General features: G+C 67.2%; 15 protein-coding genes. 6 read left to right on the top strand and 9 right to left on the bottom strand.

Annotated elements, in window-relative coordinates; translation table 11 throughout:
- Nucleotides 1-18 precede the first annotated feature (18 nt).
- Genes P0Y50_11475 through P0Y50_11465 form a run of 3 tightly spaced genes read left to right on the top strand, consistent with a single transcriptional unit; the run spans nucleotide 19 to nucleotide 2,850 of the window.
- Nucleotides 19-1,392, top strand: a complete 1,374-nt coding sequence (locus P0Y50_11475; GenBank protein WEK39162.1) for an MFS transporter — start codon at nucleotides 19-21, stop codon at nucleotides 1,390-1,392.
- Nucleotides 1,389-2,183, top strand: a complete 795-nt coding sequence (gene mazG / locus P0Y50_11470; GenBank protein ID WEK39161.1) for a nucleoside triphosphate pyrophosphohydrolase — start codon at nucleotides 1,389-1,391, stop codon at nucleotides 2,181-2,183. The genes P0Y50_11475 and mazG overlap by 4 nt, the downstream gene beginning before the upstream one ends.
- 7 nt (nucleotides 2,184-2,190) lie before the next feature.
- Complete coding sequence (locus P0Y50_11465; protein WEK39160.1) at nucleotides 2,191-2,850, top strand: HAD-IA family hydrolase; 660 nt, start codon at nucleotides 2,191-2,193, stop codon at nucleotides 2,848-2,850.
- 6 nt (nucleotides 2,851-2,856) lie between these two features.
- Here P0Y50_11465 and P0Y50_11460 read toward each other — a convergent pair whose 3' ends face one another.
- The 7 genes from P0Y50_11460 to dusB form a co-directional block, all read right to left on the bottom strand.
- Nucleotides 2,857-4,494 (bottom strand): Na+/H+ antiporter, encoded by a 1,638-nt coding sequence (locus tag P0Y50_11460; protein WEK39159.1) that lies wholly within the window; start codon nucleotides 4,492-4,494, stop codon nucleotides 2,857-2,859.
- Between the two features lie 6 nt (nucleotides 4,495-4,500).
- Nucleotides 4,501-5,814, bottom strand: coding sequence for a GTPase HflX (hflX, locus tag P0Y50_11455; protein WEK39158.1), 1,314 nt, complete (start codon nucleotides 5,812-5,814; stop codon nucleotides 4,501-4,503).
- Nucleotides 5,815-6,060, bottom strand: a complete 246-nt coding sequence (gene hfq / locus P0Y50_11450) for an RNA chaperone Hfq (GenBank protein WEK39157.1) — start codon at nucleotides 6,058-6,060, stop codon at nucleotides 5,815-5,817.
- Between the two features lie 103 nt (nucleotides 6,061-6,163).
- Entirely contained in the window at nucleotides 6,164-7,024 is an 861-nt protein-coding gene (locus tag P0Y50_11445; GenBank protein ID WEK39156.1) for a D-amino-acid transaminase, read from the bottom strand.
- Entirely contained in the window at nucleotides 7,024-8,430 is a 1,407-nt protein-coding gene (locus P0Y50_11440) for a sigma-54 dependent transcriptional regulator (GenBank protein WEK39155.1), read from the bottom strand. Before P0Y50_11440 ends, P0Y50_11445 begins: the two co-directional genes overlap by 1 nt.
- A 9-nt stretch (nucleotides 8,431-8,439) precedes the next feature.
- Nucleotides 8,440-10,710 (bottom strand): PAS domain-containing sensor histidine kinase, encoded by a 2,271-nt coding sequence (locus P0Y50_11435; protein ID WEK39154.1) that lies wholly within the window; start codon nucleotides 10,708-10,710, stop codon nucleotides 8,440-8,442.
- Nucleotides 10,707-11,762 carry a tRNA dihydrouridine synthase DusB gene (gene dusB / locus P0Y50_11430; GenBank protein ID WEK39153.1) on the bottom strand — a complete coding sequence of 352 codons (1,056 nt, stop codon included), beginning with the start codon at nucleotides 11,760-11,762 and terminating at the stop codon, nucleotides 10,707-10,709. The genes P0Y50_11435 and dusB overlap by 4 nt, the downstream gene beginning before the upstream one ends.
- Nucleotides 11,763-11,857: 95 nt before the next feature.
- Here dusB and P0Y50_11425 point away from each other — a divergent pair, with 95 nt between their 5' ends.
- Nucleotides 11,858-13,021 carry a bifunctional 2-C-methyl-D-erythritol 4-phosphate cytidylyltransferase/2-C-methyl-D-erythritol 2,4-cyclodiphosphate synthase gene (locus P0Y50_11425; GenBank protein ID WEK39152.1) on the top strand — a complete coding sequence of 388 codons (1,164 nt, stop codon included), beginning with the start codon at nucleotides 11,858-11,860 and terminating at the stop codon, nucleotides 13,019-13,021.
- Here P0Y50_11425 and P0Y50_11420 read toward each other — a convergent pair.
- Nucleotides 13,009-15,294 (bottom strand): fused MFS/spermidine synthase, encoded by a 2,286-nt coding sequence (locus P0Y50_11420; GenBank protein ID WEK39151.1) that lies wholly within the window; start codon nucleotides 15,292-15,294, stop codon nucleotides 13,009-13,011. The genes P0Y50_11425 and P0Y50_11420 overlap by 13 nt on opposite strands.
- A 40-nt stretch (nucleotides 15,295-15,334) precedes the next feature.
- On the opposite strand from P0Y50_11420, the gene P0Y50_11415 reads away from it, so the two are divergent.
- Both P0Y50_11415 and P0Y50_11410 read left to right on the top strand, forming a co-directional pair.
- Nucleotides 15,335-15,823, top strand: coding sequence for a CinA family protein (locus P0Y50_11415; GenBank protein WEK41568.1), 489 nt, complete (start codon nucleotides 15,335-15,337; stop codon nucleotides 15,821-15,823).
- A complete protein-coding gene (locus P0Y50_11410) occupies nucleotides 15,820-16,071 on the top strand; it encodes a sulfurtransferase TusA family protein (protein WEK39150.1) in 252 nt (83 codons plus the stop codon). Before P0Y50_11415 ends, P0Y50_11410 begins: the two co-directional genes overlap by 4 nt.
- On the opposite strand, the gene P0Y50_11405 is transcribed toward P0Y50_11410, so the two are convergent.
- Nucleotides 16,028-16,966 (bottom strand): YihY/virulence factor BrkB family protein, encoded by a 939-nt coding sequence (locus tag P0Y50_11405; protein WEK39149.1) that lies wholly within the window; start codon nucleotides 16,964-16,966, stop codon nucleotides 16,028-16,030. The two genes, P0Y50_11410 and P0Y50_11405, sit on opposite strands and share 44 nt — an antisense overlap.
- Between the last annotated feature and the right edge of the window lie 9 nt (nucleotides 16,967-16,975).

Below are 16,975 nucleotides of genomic sequence, written 5' to 3'. Positions count from 1 at the left end.
CGTTTCGGACCCTCTTTCATGACCGCCCGATCCGCGTCCGCCGCCAAGACGCCCCGCCGTTCGAACGCCGTTCTGGCCGCCTTTTCCGGCCCCTGCCTGCCGCTGGCGGCGTTCGGCGTCGCCCTGCCCGTCACCCTGCCAGAGTTCTACGCCACCTTCGTCGGGCTGAAGTTGGGGGTGGTGGCGACCGTCTTCATGGCGGTGCGCCTGATCGACATCGTCTTCGACCCCTTCATCGGCTGGGGCATGGACCGGACGAAGACGCGGTTCGGCCGCTATCGGCCGTGGATGGCGCTGTCGACGCCCATGCTGATGCTGGCCGCCTATATGATGTTCGTCATGGTCCAGCCGGGCGCGCCGCCTGTCTATCTGTTTGGCTGGCTGCTGTTTCTCTATCTCGGCTTTTCCATCGGCACCCTGGGCCAGCTGGGCTGGGCAGCCGTCCTGGCGCCGCAGTATGACCAGCGCAGCCGCGTCTATGGCTGGTGGCAAGTGTTCAACATCATCGGCGTGGTGCTGATCCTGGTGCTGCCGACCGTGGTGGTCCAGACGGGGATCGGGACCTATGCCGACGGGGTGCGGATCATGGGCTGGGCCATCGTGATCGCTCTGCCCGTCACCATCGGCCTGGCCATGATCGCCGTGCCCGAGCCAGTCACGTCCGGCGGTCAACCGCATGGCAGCTTGGGCGCCTATATCAGCCTGTTCAAGAAGCCGGTGGTCAGGAAGCTGCTGCTGTCGGACCTGCTGCTGGGCGTGGCGCCGGGCATCACCGGCTCGCTGCTGTTCTTCTTCTTCGGCCAGATCCGGGGCTACGACCACACCCAGGCCGGGCTGTTCATGCTGTTCTATTTCGTCGCGGGGCTGTGCGGCGCGCCTTTCTGGGCCTGGTACGCGACCCGCGTCGGCAAGGATCGCGGTCTGGCCGTGGCCAGCGTCGTTTCGGCCGTTCTCTATGTCGGCGCGACCCTGGTTCCGGGCAACAACTTCGTCCTGACGGCGGTGGTCATGTTCATCGCCGGCCTGCCCTATGCGGCGGGCCTGTTCCTGACCCGCGCCATGATGGCCGACGCCGGCGACGAGAAGCGGTTCGAGACCGGCGTGGACCGCACCGGCCTGATGCTGTCGATCCTGTCGGCCACCACCAAGATCGGCCATGTCGTCGCCCTGATCCCATACTTCATTCTGGATAGGGTGGGCTTCCGCGCCCTGCCCGGTTCGGCCGGCAACAGTGACGCGGCCCTTTTGACGCTGCAGATCCTGTTCATCGCCGTGCCGGGCGTTCTGCTGATCCTGGCGGGCGTGGTGTTGAGGAACTATCCGCTGACCGCGAAACGGCATGACGAAATCCGTGCGGCCCTCGATGCGCGCGACGCCGGAGCCGCGGCATGAGGCCGATCGACCGTCTGTTGGGCGTGATGGAGCGGCTGCGCGACCCGGACGGCGGCTGTCCGTGGGACGTGGAGCAGACCTTCGCCACCATCGCCCCCTATACGATCGAAGAAGCCTATGAGGTCGCCGACGCCATCGAGCGCAACGACCTGGCCGAACTGAAGGGCGAACTGGGCGACCTGTTGTTCCAGGTCGTCTTCCACGCGCGCATGGCCGAGGAACAGGGGCTGTTCGCGTTCGACGATGTCGTCACGGCCATCGCCGACAAGTTGGAACGCCGCCACCCCCATGTCTTCGGGAATGAAGCCCAGCGCTCGTCCAGAGAACAGACCGTCGCCTGGGAGGTCATCAAGGCCGCCGAACGCAAGGACCGCAAGAAGCCCGGCGTTCTGGACGACGTGCCTGTCGGCCTGCCCGCCCTGACCCGCGCCGCCAAGCTGACCAAACGCGCTGGTCGCGTCGGCTTCGACTGGCCCTCAACCGACGAGGTGTTCGACAAGCTGGCGGAAGAGGTCGAGGAACTGCGCGTCGAAATCGCAGCGGGCGACAAGGCCAAGGCGCGCGAGGAGCTAGGCGACCTGCTGTTCGTCGTCGCCAACCTGGCCCGAAAACTGGACGTCGAACCCGAAGACGCCCTGCGCGCCGCCAACGCCAAGTTCGTGCGCCGCTTCGGCTTCATCGAAACAGAACTGGCCAAGGACGGCCGCACGCCCGACCAATCGACGCTGGAGGAGATGGATCGCCTGTGGGACGCCGCAAAGGCGGCGGAAAAGGCCGCCCCCAACGAGTGAGCGCCGCATGACCTATGATCTGATCATTTTCGACTACGACGGCGTGGTCGCTGACAGCGAACTGCTGACCAGCGCCATCATGGCGGAAGAATTGACCGCGCTGGGCCTGCCCACCACGCTGGACGAAGTTCTGACGGACTATGTCGGACGGCGTTGGCGGGACAACCGCGCCCTGGTCGAAGCCCGCCATGGCCGCCCCTGTCCTGAGGATTTCCATCCCAACTACAGCCGGATTTCCAGGGCCCGCGCCCAGGCTGAGCTTGAGCCTGTCGCCGGCCTTGTGGATTTTCTGCATCGCCGCACCGAAGCCCGCTGCATCGCCTCGTCCAGCGGCCCGGACTGGCTGGCGCTGGGACTTGACCGCTTCGGCTTGGCGGAGATGTTTGCCGATCGGGTCTATAGCGCGGCCCTGCACGTTGAGCGCGGCAAGCCCCATCCGGATGTCTTCCTCTACGCCGCAAAGATTCAGGGCGTTGATCCGGCGCGGGCCCTGGTGATCGAGGACAGCGAGGCCGGCGTCATGGCGGGCGTCAGCGCCGGGATGACCGTGGTGGGTCTGACCGCCGGAAGCCACATTCGCGAAGGTCACGCCGCCCGCCTGCGCCAGCGGGGCGCCCACCACATCGCCGAAAGCTACGACGATGTCGCCGCCTTCATGGATCGCTGATCCGCCTCAGGAGTAGCGCAACTCCTGCAGGTCCACCTCGCGGATCAGCTTCTTGGCCGTCTCTTCATCCAGCCGACGAAGGCGCGCCAGCCGTCCAAGTTCTTCCCGCTCGGCCGCCAGACCGGCCAGCCGCAGATGCCGTTCGATGGTGTCGCTCAGACGGGCGGCCTCGACATCGTCTTCGTCTGTGCGGGTGCGGCTTTCGATCCGCTGGCGATACAGTTCCATGATCCGGCTGGCCACGTCGGAATAGAGGTCGGGATTGACCTTCCCCTCGGCCATGACGTGCGACGCATCCTCCACGGCCCGCAGGGCGGCGGAAGCCGCGGCGACCCGGCCTCGATCCTCCTCGCGCTCGTGCGACGGTTCAGGCGGCAGCTCCACCCCCTTCAGCAGTCGGGGCAAGGCGAAGGTCGCCACCAGCAGCGACACGATGATGACCGCCGCCGCCAGGAAGATCGCCAGGTTTCGCGACGGCATGGGCGAGCCGTCGCCCAGAACGAACGGCAGCGTCAGAATGCCCGCCAGTGTAATCGCGCCCCGCACCCCCGCCAGCGACATCACCAGCGTCAGGCGCAGGCCCACGCGCGCGGGCGGCTGGCGATTGCGCCGCCGATACAGGGTCAGCTTCAGCGAGGTCCACACCCAGATGAACCGCAGCGCCGCCAGGGCCGCCACGATGGCGACCACATAGACCGCCAGCCACCAGACCTCGGGCCGGCTGGTTCCGCGCACCACCTCGGCCGCGCGCGACAGGATCGAGGGCATCTGTTCGCCCAGGATCACGAAGATGATGCCGTTGGCGACGAACTGCACGGTGTCCCACACAACGCTGCGCCGGATGCGGGTCATGGCCATGGACTGGCCGGGAATGGCGCCGCGCTCGGTGAAGCTCATGGTGATGCCGGCGGCGACCGCGGCCAGGATGCCGGACGCTTTCAGCTCTTCAGCAATCAGATAGGCGGCGAACGGGATCAGCAGACTGACCAAGATCTGCGCGCCGACATCCTCGCCCCAGCGTCGGCTGATCATCGTCTTGGCGTAGCTGATGGCCATGGCGCTGGCCACGCCGACCGCCACCCCGACCAGGGCCAGCCACAGGAAGGCGCCGATGGCGTGGCCGACGGAAAAGGCTCCCGTCGTCGCCGCGATCACCGCGATCCGCATACAGGTCAGGCCCGTCGCGTCGTTGAGCAGCGATTCGCCCTCCAGAATATGCATCAGCCGCTTGGGGATCGGCGCGCGGGCCGCGATGGCCTGAACAGCGATGGGGTCTGTCGGCGACAGAATGGCCGCCAGGGCGAAGGCCACCGGCATTGGCATTTCCGGGATCATCCACCACAGCAGGAAACCCAGTCCCAGAACGGTGAACAGCACCAGGCCCAGCGCCAGCTCCAGGATCACCGCCCGGTCGCGGAACAGGTCTTCCTTGGGAATACGCCATCCGTCCAGAAACAGCAGCGGCGGCAGGAACAGCAGGAAGAAAATGTCCGGTTTCAGATCGACCGTGGAGCCGGTGATCAGCACAAGCCCGGCCCCCAGCGCGATCTGCACCAGCGGCAGGGCGATCCGCGTGATCCGAGCGATCGAACCCGACACCACGACAGCCAGAAGCAGCAGCAGTATGGTTTCGATCAGATGCATTGCAACTTAGCCGCCAAGGTCGGGATACAGACGCTCGAATCGTCCGAGCGCCCCAGGATGCAACCGCACCGTGACATGAGTGCGGCCAAGCTCATCCGCATCGCGCGACGTCACCCGGCCGTGTTCATAAAGCCAAGCCAGCGCCTCGCCCTGATGCGGCGCCAACGTCACCTGGGTTTCCGGATCGTCGTCGATCAGGCCGGCGATGGTCTGGCGCAACGGCTCGATCCCGTCGCCCGTCCAGGCCGACACCGCGACCGCCTCGCCTTCCTTGGCCAGACGTTCGGCCTGGCCCAGCACAGCCTCGCGCGCCTCGTCGTCCAACAGGTCGATCTTGTTCCAGACTTCCAGCACCCGGCGCGTCTTGCCCTCGGGCGTCTCGATCTGTTTCAGCACCGCCTCGACATCCCTGGCCTGGGCGTCGCTGTCGGCCGAGGCGATGTCGCGGACATGCAGGATCAGATCGGCCTCTCCGACTTCTTCCAGCGTCGCGCGGAAGCTCTCGACCAGTTCGTGCGGCAGGTCCGAGATGAAGCCGACCGTGTCCGCCACAATGGCCGGTCGGCCCTGCGGCAAACGGATGGTGCGCTGGGTCGTGTCCAGCGTGGCGAACAGCAGATCCTTGGCGAAAACCTCTGATCCCGTCAGCCGGTTGAACAGCGTCGACTTGCCCGCATTGGTGTAGCCCACCAGGGCGATGGTGGGGAACGGAACCTTCTGACGCTGTTTGCGGTGCAGGCCGCGCGTGCGGCGCACCTCTTCCAGTTCAGCCTTCAGCTTGACGATCCGGTCGGCGATCAGACGCCGGTCTAGTTCGATCTGGGTTTCGCCGGGCCCGCCGGTCGAGCCTGTGCCGCCACGCTGGCGTTCCAGGTGGGTCCAGGTCCGAACCAGCCGCGAACGCTCGTAATCCAGACGCGCCAGTTCGACCTGCAGCCGCCCTTCCTTGGTCCGCGCGCGACGCCCAAAGATTTCAAGGATCAGGCCGGTGCGGTCGATGACCTTTACCTCCCACGCCTTTTCCAGATTGCGCTGCTGCACAGGCGTCAAAGCGTCGTCAACGATGACCGCCTCAGCATCCGCGGCGCGGATCAGGGCGGCCAGTTCCTCGACCTTGCCGCTTCCGAACAGGGTGGCGGGCGTGGTTCCGCGCAGTCGCACGACCTCGTCGGCGCGCACGTCGAGGTCCAGCGCGCGGGCCAGGCCTACGGCCTCCTCAAGCCGTTCGCTCGCCAGCCGAGGACTGTCGGCGCGCCGGTCGGGATGGATGACGACCGCCCGGATCAGAGGGACGGCGTGGTCAATCAGTTTTTGGGTCAATCAATCTTCTTCGGCGTCGGGCTCGTACAGTTGCACGGGCGCGGACGGCATGATGGTGGAGATGGCGTGCTTGTACACCAGCTGGGACTGGCCATCGCGGCGCAGCAGCACACAGAAGTTGTCGAACCACGTCACGATTCCCTGCAACTTGACCCCATTGACCAGGAAGATGGTCAGCGGCGTCTTGGTCTTGCGGACCGAGTTGAGGAAGGTGTCCTGAAGGTTCTGACGCTTGTCTTGCGACATGGCAGGTTTTTCCTGTTCTTCGTTGTTCGTCGCCGATGTGTCGGCGTGGGGCCGATGCGGCCGAAGGCGACCTTAGCCGCCGCCCGCCTACAGGGGCAACGGCCTAAATGGCCTCTCTGCGCGCCTGTTCAAGATAGACGTCGCGCAAACGTGTGGCGACGGGACCTGGCGTTCCGTCGCCGATCCTGACGCCATCCAGCGAGATCAGCGGCATGACGAAGGCGCTGGCGGCCGTGACGAAGACCTCGCGCGCGCGTTTGGCCTCCTCGACCGAAAACGGGCGTTCGTCCAGCGCGATCCCTTCGGCGACGACCAGTTTCAGAACCGCCTCGCGGGTGACGCCACGCAGGATGTTGGCTTGGACGTCGCGCGTTCTCAGCCGCCCCTCCTCGTCCACGATCCAGGCGTTGGTCGAGGCCCCCTCGGTCACCAGGCCCATGTCGTCGTACATCAGACATTCATAGGCGCCGCGTTCGCGTGCGGCCTGTTTGGCCAGAACGTTCGGCAGCAGGCCCACCGTCTTGATGTCGCATCGCCCCCAGCGGATGTCGGGCTGGGTCACGCCCGCCGCGCCCTTTGCCGCCATCGCCTGTCCGCGCGCACGATCGACCCGCTTGGCCGTCACGATCACGCTGGGCGCCGCGTCGGCCGGAAAGGCGTGGTCGCGCGCCGCCGTGCCCCGCGTGACCTGCAGATAGACCATGCCCTCGCGCACCCGATTGCGCCGCACCGTCTCACGCAATACGAGGCCCAGCGCCGCCGACGTCATCGGGATATCGATCTTCAGCGCATCCAGGCTGCGGTTCAGGCGCGTCATATGGCCGTCGAAGTCGGCCAGCCGACTCTCCATCACCGACCAGACCTCATAGACCCCGTCGGCGAATTGAAAGCCGCGATCCTCGATATGAACCACCGCCTGCCCATGCGGACTATAGGCGCCGTTGACGTAGGCGACGCGCGACATCAGGCCGGCTCGTCCTCTTCGCCGCCGCGCGCGGGCGATACGCCCAGCGACTTCAGCTTGCGGTGCAGGGCCGACCGCTCCATGCCGATGAAGGCGGCGGTGCGTGAAATATTGCCCCCGAACCGCATGATCTGCGCCGCCAGATATTCACGCTCGAACACCTCGCGCGCCTCGCGCAGCGGCAGGGCGATGGTCCGCTCCCCGCCCAGGTTCGCGCCGCCGCCGTTCGAGGTCGCCACCTCCTGGGGCAGCATGTCGGCCGTGATGGTCTCGGCCGGATCGCCTGTCGCCAAAATCAGCAGCCGCTCGATATTGTTGCGCAGTTGCCGAATGTTGCCGGGCCAAGGGTGAACCTGCAGCACCGCCACCGCATCGTCGCCGACGATCCGCTTGGGCAGACCTTGCGAGGCGCTGATCGTATCGACGAAATACTCGACCAGTTCGGCGATGTCCTCGCGCCGTTCCGACAGGGCCGGCACGCGGATCGGCACGACGTTCAGGCGGTGGAACAGGTCTTCGCGGAACCGGCCCTCTGCGATTTCCGACTTCAGGTCGCGCGAGGTCGAGGTGACGACGCGGACATCGACCTGAACATCCTGCTCGCCGCCGACGCGACGGAACCGCTGATCGACCAGAACGCGAAGGATGCGGCTCTGGCTCTCGCGCGGCATGTCGCTGATTTCGTCCAGATAGAGCGTGCCGTTGTGGGCGCGTTCGAACACGCCGATCTTGCGCGGGCGCCCATCCTGTCCCTCTTCGCCGAACAGCTCGACGTCCAGCCGTTCCGGCGTCATGCCGGCGGCCGATATGGCGACGAACTCGGCGCGGGCGCGCGGGCTGCCTTCGTGGATCTGGCGCGCCACCAGTTCCTTGCCCGATCCGGCGGGGCCAGAGATCAGGACACGGCTGTTGGCCTGGGCCACCTTGGCGATGGTGCTGCGCAGCGCCTGGGCCGCCTGCGACCGGCCGATCAGGCCGGAAGGCGTCATGGTCTGGGCGCGCAAGCGGCGGTTTTCACGCCTCAGGGTCGCCGCCTCGATGGCCCGTTCGACCACCACCACCAGCCGGTCCGACTTGAATGGCTTCTCGATGAAGTCATAGGCGCCGCGTTTCAACGCCGTGACCGCCGTCTCGATATTGCCGTGGCCCGAGATCATCACCACCGGCAGGTCTGGATCGAGTTCCTTGACCACCTCCAGCAGTTCCAGCCCGTCCAGGCCGCCGCCCTGCATCCAGATGTCCAGGATCGCCAGCGACGGCTTTCTGGCGCGGATCGCGGCCAGCGCTTCGTCGGAGTTGGCGGCGACGCGCACGGCGTGCCCCTCGTCCTCCAGAAGGCCGGAGACCAGGTCGCGGATGTCGGCTTCGTCGTCGACGACCAGAATGTCGGAACCGGTAGGTCGCATCTTGCCTCGCTATTCGGCGGCGACGGTCTGAAGCCTGCGCTCCACGCCGTCGACGGCCTTGCCGTGGGGTTTCAGGGGGAAGATCATGCACACGCGCGCCCCGCGCAGCGTCTGGGCGTCGGCCAGCTTCAGTTCGCCGCCGTGGTCCTCGCAGATGCGTTTGACGATGGCCAGGCCCAGGCCCGTGCCCTTCTCGCGCGTGGTGACATAGGGTTCGGTCAGCCGGTCGCGGTCGCGTGCAGGCAGGCCCACGCCGTCGTCCTCGATGACGAAGGTGGCGTTTCCGTCCTCTATGGACAGCGAGGCGATCACGGCGGGATCGTCCGACGCCGCATCCTCGCCCGCCGCCGCCCGGCGGGCCGCGACCGATTCCCCGGCGTTCTTCAGGATGTTCAGCAAGGCCTGGCCCACCATCCGCCCGTCGCTTTCCAGCACGGCCTCGGGCAGGGGGTCGACCATGTCCACAACGATATCGGGGGCCGCCACCCGCTGGGCGAACACCGCTTCGCGCAGCATCTCCGCCGGATTCGACGGGGCGAACCTCGGCGCCGGCATCCGGGCGAAGGACGAGAACTCGTCCACCATCCGGCCGATGTCTCCGACCTGACGGATAATGGTGTCGGTGCAGCGGTCGAAGATCTCGACATCCTCTCCGATCCGCGCCCGGTACTTGCGTTTCAACCGCTCGGCCGACAACTGGATCGGCGTCAGGGGGTTCTTGATCTCATGGGCGATGCGGCGCGCCACATCGCGCCAGGCGGCGTTGCGCTGGGCCGTCACCAGGCGGGTGATGTCGTCGAACGTCAGGACCATCTCGCCGCCCTGCCCGCCCTCGATGCGGACGCGCAGACGGCGGGTGTCGCCGCCCCGGCTGACGTCGATATCCTCCTCGATATGGGCTTCGGCCCGGCGCACCAGATCGCTCAACTCTGGCGACAGGGCCGCCAGTTCATGCCCCAGCACCTCAGCCTCTTCGATATGCAGCAATTGCAGGGCGCTGTCGTTGATGGCGGACACGCGGCCGCGCCGATCCAGCCCGATCACGCCTGCGCTGACGCCCGACAGCACGGTTTCGATGAAACGACTGCGGTCCTGGGCTTCGTCGCTAGCCGCCTTCAGCGCGCTTTGCTGATCCTGCAGATCGCCGGTCATGCGATTGAAGGCGTCGGACAGGGTGGCGATCTCGGCCGGAGCGCCGGCGCTGTCGACCCTCGCGGTCAGGTCGCCGCCCGCGATCTGACCCGCCGCCTTGACCAACCGCCCGATAGGGGCGGAAATACTGCTGGCCGCCGACATCCCCAGCCAGACCGCGCCCACCAGCACCAGCAGCGCCGTCTCCAGGTAGCTGAGAATAAAGGCCGACTGGATGCGCGCCCGGCTTTCCTGCGCCTCGCGATAACTGTCGATGGACTGCACCGCCGAACGCATTTGCGCCACCAAGCCCGGAGCCAGCGGTCGCACCACATAGAGGAATGCGTCGCCATAGCCCGGCAAAGGATAAAGCGCCCGGACCGTGTCTGGGTTTTCGGTGACCTCGACCGGGGCCTCCTGCCCTTCGCCCGCGATTTCCAGAGCCGAGCGCGGTGGCGATATATAGGGTGGCGCGTCGGGTAAAGCGCCCGTCGCCAAGACTTCACCCTGGCTGTTCAAAACATAGACCGCAGGATAGCCGAAGAATTCAGCGATCTGCGTCAGCGCGTCCGTAAACTGGATACGATTGTCAAACACCTGACGCGCGCCGCCGAGTTCGCTGGCCATGGTGCGGAGATCACGCGTCATGTCATTGCTGACATCCGCGATATAGGCCTTGCCGATCGACGCGCCGTTATCGACCGAGGCGCTGACATTCGCGCTGAACCACTGATCCACACCACGGTTGACCAATACCCCGAACACCAGGGCGATCAGTACGGACGGGATCAGGGCCACCATCGAGAACAGGGCCACGAACCGCAGATGCAGGCGCGAACCCGCCTCTTCCTTGCTGCGCGCCAGGGCCAGAACGCGGCGGCCCACAATGAAGGCCAGTCCGGCGATCAGCGCCAGATTGGCGATCAGCACGATCAGGGCGATCTCGCTGCTGGACCCGCGCGCGGCCCCGCCCCCGGAGCCGGGGGCCACGGCGACCAGCCAGATCGCCGCCGCCGTAATCGCCACCGCCAGGAAATAGGCGACGCCGAAACCGGTTCGCGCCCGTTCCGTATCGACCCAGCCCCAGAACGACTCATCGTCCGGCGTACGGCCGGGCGCAGGGGTCGTTGCTGAAGGCGTATCCGTCATGCCACAGCACTCTCCATCAGCTGTGGCTCATTTTCAACAACGGACTTGTTGATCTGCGGCAAATCCGATCGCCAAAGATCGCTCATGGCCGCCTCGACGCCCTGCGGATCATCCAGACGGCAAATTCTTGCCTTGGCCTCACGGCGGTGTTGCGGATCGGCGGGCCATGGTGCCTGTTCGATGTACCAACCCAGATGCTTGCGGAACATCTTCAGACCCAGAGGCATCCCATAAAATGCGATGGACGCCCGCAGGTGTTCGATGACAATGCCCAGGCGCGCCTCCGGACCCGGCTCGGCCAGATCGACGCCGTCGGTCAGCGCCCGCTCCAGATGCGCCGCCAGCCATGGGCGTCCGTAGACGCCCCGCCCCAGCATCAGCCCATCGGCCCCCGACTGCGCCAGGGCCTGCCGCGCCGCCTCGGCCGTAATGATATCGCCATTGACGATGACGGGAATGGCCACCGCCGCCTTGACCGCCCCCACCGCATCCCAGTCGGCATGGCCGGTGTAGAACTGTTTGCGGGTGCGGCCGTGGACCGTCACCGCCTTGACCCCGACCTGTTCGGCGCGCCGCGCCAAGTCGGCGGCGTTTCGACTGTCGTCGTCCCAGCCCAGACGCATCTTGACCGTTACCGGTCGCGCCGTCGCCTGGACCACCGCCTCCATGATCCGACACGCCAGATCCGGCGTCCGCATCAGGGCCGAGCCGGCGGCCGACCCTGTGACCTCCTTGGCCGGACAGCCGAAGTTCAGATCGACGATATCGGCCCCGGCCTTCTCGGCCATGCGCGCCCCCTCGGCCATCTGTTCGGGATCGCGCCCGACCAGTTGAATCACCGTCAGCGGCAGGCCCGCCCCGACCGCCGCGCGCCGCACGACATCGGGCCTGGCGCGCGCCAGTTCCTTGGCCGCCACCATCTCGGTCGCGACATAGGCGGCGCCTAGTCGCGACGCCAGCACGCGGAACGGCAGGTCGGTCACGCCCGTCATCGGCGCCATCAGCACCTGGCCGGGCACGATCACGTCGCCGATCTGAAGGGTCTTGGGCATCCGCGCCTTTCGCAGCATCACGCCCCCCTTCGTCAAGCATGACCGGGGCCGATTGATGGTTTCGCCGCGTCGCGGGGCGCACTATCAAGGCCGCCATGACTTTTTCGGGCATCATCGTGGCGGCCGGCTCCGGCTCGCGCGCCGGCGGCGACAAACAGTGGCGACTGCTGGGCGGCAAGCCGGTGTTGCGCTGGTCGGCCGAGGCGATGCTGAACGCCGGCGCCGCCGAACTGATCGTGGTCGTGGCGCCTGGCGCCGAAGACCGCGCTGCTGCGGTCCTGGACGGCCTGACCGGCTGGCGCGTCGTCGCCGGCGGCGACAACCGCGCCGATTCGGTGCGGGCGGGTCTGGCCGCGCTGACCTGCGCGCCGGAGCAACCCGTCCTGATCCATGACGCGGCGCGGCCCCTGTTGAGCGCCGAAATCATCGGCCGCCTGGTCGCGGCTCTTGAGACGGCGGACGGCGCCCTGCCCGCCGTGGCCGTCGCCGACAGCCTGCGCAAAGCCCAGGATGGCGCCATGACCCAGGTGGTGGCCCGCGAGGATCTGTGGCGCGCCCAGACGCCCCAGGCCTTCCGGCGCGACGTGATCGAGGGCGCCTATTCCGACTGGCCGGACGCCGAGCCCCCTGCCGACGAGGCCATGGTGGTCCAGCGCGCGGGCGGGCGCGTGATCCTGGTCCCCGGCGATCCCCGCTTGTTGAAACTGACCTTCCCCGAGGATTTCGCCATGGCCGAGGCCCTGCTGACGCAAGACGCCCCCCGCTATCAGACCCGCATCGGCTCGGGTTACGATGTGCACCGCTGGGGGCCGGGCGGGTCGGTCTGGCTGTGCGGGATCGAGGTGCCGCATGATCGGACGCTGATCGGCCATTCCGACGCCGACGCCGGGCTTCACGCCCTGACAGACGCCATCCTGGGCGCCATCGCGGCCGGCGACATCGGCGACCACTTCCCGCCGACCGATCCGAAATGGAGGGGCGCGTCGTCAGATCAGTTCCTGATCCATGCCGCCGAACTGACGGCCCAGCGCGGCGGGCGAATCGTCAATGTGGACGTCACCCTGATCTGCGAACATCCCAAGGTGAAACCGCACCGCCAGGCGATGCGCGACCGCATCGCCGCCCTGCTGGACCTGCCGCTGGACGCCGTCAGCGTCAAGGCGACCACGACCGAGGGACTGGGCTTCACCGGCCGTGGCGAGGGGCTGGCCGCCCAGGCCGTGGTCGCCGTCGAAATGCCTGTCCGTCAGCGCGAATAGCGCATCTGACGCACCAGCGAACCGAACAGATTGACGTAATCATCCGTCCACGGACGAACGTCAGTCTTGTCCAGCGCGCGCCAGCGGCCGTCGTCGCGATAGGGCTGAACGGCAGCCTCGCTCTTGCCGATCAGCAGGGCTTCGGTCGAGGCTTCGGCCATTTGTCCCTGCCCGGATTTCTCCAGATAGACCTGATGCAGGTTCGGAACCGCCAACGCCTGCGCCGCCGCCTCGGCGGGCCGGGTGATTTCCAGATTGCGGTTCGACAGATGCAGCACCACCACCCCGTCCGGCGACAGCAGCCGCAGATAGCCTCTGACCGCCTCCACCGTCAGCAGATGGGTCGGAACGGCGTCGGATGAGAAGGCGTCGATGATCAGCAGGTCATAGGATCCCGCCGGCTCCCGGTCCATCGTCAGTCGGGCGTCGCCGATCACGGTCCGCACCGGCCCATCGGCGCATCCGTCGATGAAGCTGAACCAGCGCGGGTCGCGCGACAAACGATCCACCATCGGATCGATCTCGAAGAAGGTCAGCCGATCCTGCTGACGTTTATAGGCGGCCATGGCGCCCGATCCCTGACCCACCACCCCGACCCGCGCCCCGTCCAGATGACGCGCCTGCGTCTGCAGCATCGCCTGACCCAGCGGCGTGGCGGTGGCGTAATACAGGGTCGGCTGACAACGCCGCGCCGGACCTTGCGCCTGCGCCCCGTGCAAGGTGGTGCCGTGCATCAACACATGGACCGGACCGCCCATCAGCGGATCGTCGATCCGGGCCACCCGCATGACCCCGAAGAAACTGCGTTCCGACAGCTCCCAGTCGTAGCCCCTGGCCAGATGATATCCCGACCAGACAATGGCCCCCAGCACAACGGCGAACAGCACCGCCCGATCCCGCACCAGGAAGGCGAACAGGGCCGCGACGCCCAGGACGCCCTGCGCGATGCGGATCAGTTGCGCATCCGGCACGGCCGCGCGGATATCGGGCGCATAGCGCACCGCCTCCATCGACACCGGCCCCAGGAAGGCGATCACCACCCCCGCGACGCCGCACATGATCTCCCAAGGCCGAATCTCGCGCCGGCTCCAGGGCCTGAGCAGGGCCGCCGCGACAAGGACCAGCGGATATTCCCAGACCATGTTGAACACCATGGGTGCGACCAGACCGTTGAAGGCCCCGCCGACCACCCCGCCCAACGACAGCAGCAGATAGAACTCCGTCAGCCGATCCGGCGGCGGCCGCCTGGCCGCCAGCCGCTGGTGACACATCAGGGCCGTGAAGAAGAAGGCCGCCAGATTGACCGTGAACACCAGCAGCCACTCGCCGGTGCGGAAAGCGATCAGGGCCGCGCACGCCGCCGCCATGGCGCCCTGCAACACCAATGCGACGACCGGCGGAACGGCCGGCCGCGTCTGGAAGGCGATCACGAAGGTCAGCAGATACAGCGCCAGCGGGATCACCCACAGGAAGGGCGCCGACGCCACATCGGTCGTCAGATGCGCCGTCACCCCCAGCATCAGGCTGGACGGCGCGGCGGCCAGCAGCACCAGCATCCCTTTTTCGCGCCAGGCGATGGGCGCGCTGACGGCGAGAGGCGCCGGCTCGGCCGCCCCCACCTCGCGCCGACGCCAGACCAGCAGCCCCAGGCCGATCACCATGGCCACGAACAGACCATAGCCCAGACTCCACCCCAGCCGCTGGCCCGACAGGCTGGCCAGGGGTTCGATCAGGACCGGATAGGCCAACAGCGCCAGAAAACTGCCCAGGTTGGACGCGGCGTAGAGGACGTAGGGATTGGCCCCGTCCGCCTGACCGGCCCGCACCCGGGCGTACCAAGCCTGCAACAGCGGCGCGGTCGCCGACAGCACGGCGAACGGCGCTCCGATCGAAACCGCCAATGTGGCCAGGAGCCACAGGGCCGGCTGCCCCGCATCGGGATCGCCGAACACCCCGCTGATCCTCAGCGGCAGGAACAGCGCCGCCAGCGCCAGCAGGGCCAGATGCGCCGCCACCTGCGCCCTCAGACTGGCCAGACGCTGCAGCAGATGGGCGTAGGCGTATCCCGCCAGCAGCGCGGTCTGGAAAAAGACCATCGAGGCGTTCCACACCGACGGCGACCCGCCCAGCGTCGGCAGGATCAGCTTGGTCGCCATCGGCTGAACCACGAAGACCAGACAGGCCGAGGTGAAGATGGCCACGGCGAACAGGATAGGCGCCAGGGGATCGGCCGTCCGGCCGACGGGGCGCAACGGTTCGAGGGCCTCGGTCATGCCTCTGGTTAGAGCCGGGTTCGCGGCCTATGAAAAGACCATGTTCCCCGAAGACATCCAGCGCCTGGCGCAACAGATCGTCGCAACCGCGGCCGAACGCGGCCTGATGGCGGCGACCGCCGAAAGCTGCACCGGCGGCCTGGTCGCCGCCGCCCTGACCGCCGTTCCCGGATCGTCCGCCGCCCTGGATCGCGGCTTCGTCACCTACAGCAACGCCGCCAAGATGCAGATGCTGGGCGTGCCCGAAGAGACGCTGTCCCGCCACGGCGCGGTGTCGGAGGCGACGGCCCGCGCCATGGCGGCGGGCGCTGTCGCGCATTCCAGGGCGCAGGTGTCGGTCTCGGTCACAGGCGTTGCCGGTCCCGGCGGCGGATCGGCTGAGAAGCCCGTCGGCCTGGTCCATTTCGCGGCTTACGGCCCATCGGGCGTCGTCCACCGAGAGATGCGGTTCGGCGACATCGGCCGCGACGCCGTGCGCCTGGCCAGTGTGCGCGTGGCGCTGGACCTGCTGGCGGATCGACTGGGGTGAGCGTCCCCGTCGTCGTCGATGCGCGCGGCCATCGCTGCCCCGTCCCCAGCCTGAAATTGATGAAGGCGATGCAGGAGGCGGCCCCCGCCGCCCGCTTCGTCCTGCTGGCGACCGACCCGATGGCCCGAATCGACGTGCCTTTTCTGATGTCTCAGAAGGGCGGAAAGGTCGTCGCCATCGAAGAGGCGGACGGGTTTTTGCGTCTTATGATCGAGACCGGCGGCTGGCCCGGCGCTCCGACAGATTGACCACGCTGGCCGGCGCCGTCTCCTGCTCCGCCTGTTTCTTGGCGGCCAGCTCCATCTCGGTGGCGAAGGCGCCGCCGTAAAAGATGGCGTTGACGTTCCACGACAGCCAGATCAGCAGCACCACCACCGCGCCGACCGATCCATAGGTGGCCCCCAGCGGCGCGATCTGCTCGACATAGATGGCGCACAGCCAGGACGACACCACCGACATCAGCGTCGCCACCAGACCACCAACAGACGCCGGCAACCAGGCGACGGGCGTGCGGTGGCTCATGGCGTAGCGATAGAGCAGCGTCATCCCGATCATCAGGCCGATGGCGGGCAGGAAGGCGTCCAGCGGCGCCAGGGCGCGTTCCTGCGCCGCCGCTGCGGACGACGCATGGGCCAGGATACGCACCGTCACCACCGCGCCCGACACCACGGTGAACAGGGCGAAGGCGAAGACGGCGACGAAGAAGGCCAGCAGATTGAATTTGAAGAAGCCGTGCGGCTCCGTCTCATCATGGATCAGGTTCAACCCCGCCAGCAAGGCCTTGAACCCACGATGCGCGGCATAGGCGCCGACGAACAACGCAAAGGCGCTCTGGGCCGAGACGGTCCGCGCCGAGGCGTTGCTCAACCGGGCGATCTCATCCTGAAAGATGGTCTGCGCCGCGTTGGGCAACAGGTCGGAAAGCGCCGCCGCCTGGGCGCTGACCTCGCTGATCGACAGACCCAGCTTGTAGAAACCGATCAGGATGGCGATGGCCGGGAACACCGCCAGCAGGGCGAAGAACGACACCCCGCCAGTATAGAGCATGACATCGCGCCCCCAACTGCGGGTGAAGGCCCTGACGGCCAGCCCCCCCCAGAATCCGGGCGCCTTCAGCACCGATCGTGTCAGTTGGTCGCTCAAGCCGGTCCC

The sequence above is a fragment of the Candidatus Brevundimonas colombiensis genome (assembly GCA_029202665.1).
GTDB classification, from domain to species: Bacteria; Pseudomonadota; Alphaproteobacteria; order Caulobacterales; family Caulobacteraceae; genus Brevundimonas; species Brevundimonas colombiensis.
This window is presented reverse-complemented; position numbering and strand designations above follow the sequence as displayed.

Coding starts and splice junctions, on each gene's coding strand:
- P0Y50_11435 (WEK39154.1), bottom strand. CDS start 10,710: ATGACGGATACGCCTTCAGCAACGACCCCTGCGCCCGGCCGTACGCCG.
- P0Y50_11465 (WEK39160.1), top strand. CDS start 2,191: ATGACCTATGATCTGATCATTTTCGACTACGACGGCGTGGTCGCTGAC.
- mazG (WEK39161.1), top strand. CDS start 1,389: ATGAGGCCGATCGACCGTCTGTTGGGCGTGATGGAGCGGCTGCGCGAC.
- P0Y50_11425 (WEK39152.1), top strand. CDS start 11,858: ATGACTTTTTCGGGCATCATCGTGGCGGCCGGCTCCGGCTCGCGCGCC.
- P0Y50_11445 (WEK39156.1), bottom strand. CDS start 7,024: ATGTCGCGCGTCGCCTACGTCAACGGCGCCTATAGTCCGCATGGGCAG.
- P0Y50_11440 (WEK39155.1), bottom strand. CDS start 8,430: ATGCGACCTACCGGTTCCGACATTCTGGTCGTCGACGACGAAGCCGAC.
- hfq (WEK39157.1), bottom strand. CDS start 6,060: ATGTCGCAAGACAAGCGTCAGAACCTTCAGGACACCTTCCTCAACTCG.
- P0Y50_11475 (WEK39162.1), top strand. CDS start 19: ATGACCGCCCGATCCGCGTCCGCCGCCAAGACGCCCCGCCGTTCGAAC.
- P0Y50_11420 (WEK39151.1), bottom strand. CDS start 15,294: ATGACCGAGGCCCTCGAACCGTTGCGCCCCGTCGGCCGGACGGCCGAT.
- P0Y50_11415 (WEK41568.1), top strand. CDS start 15,335: ATGTTCCCCGAAGACATCCAGCGCCTGGCGCAACAGATCGTCGCAACC.
- P0Y50_11460 (WEK39159.1), bottom strand. CDS start 4,494: ATGCATCTGATCGAAACCATACTGCTGCTGCTTCTGGCTGTCGTGGTG.
- dusB (WEK39153.1), bottom strand. CDS start 11,762: ATGCCCAAGACCCTTCAGATCGGCGACGTGATCGTGCCCGGCCAGGTG.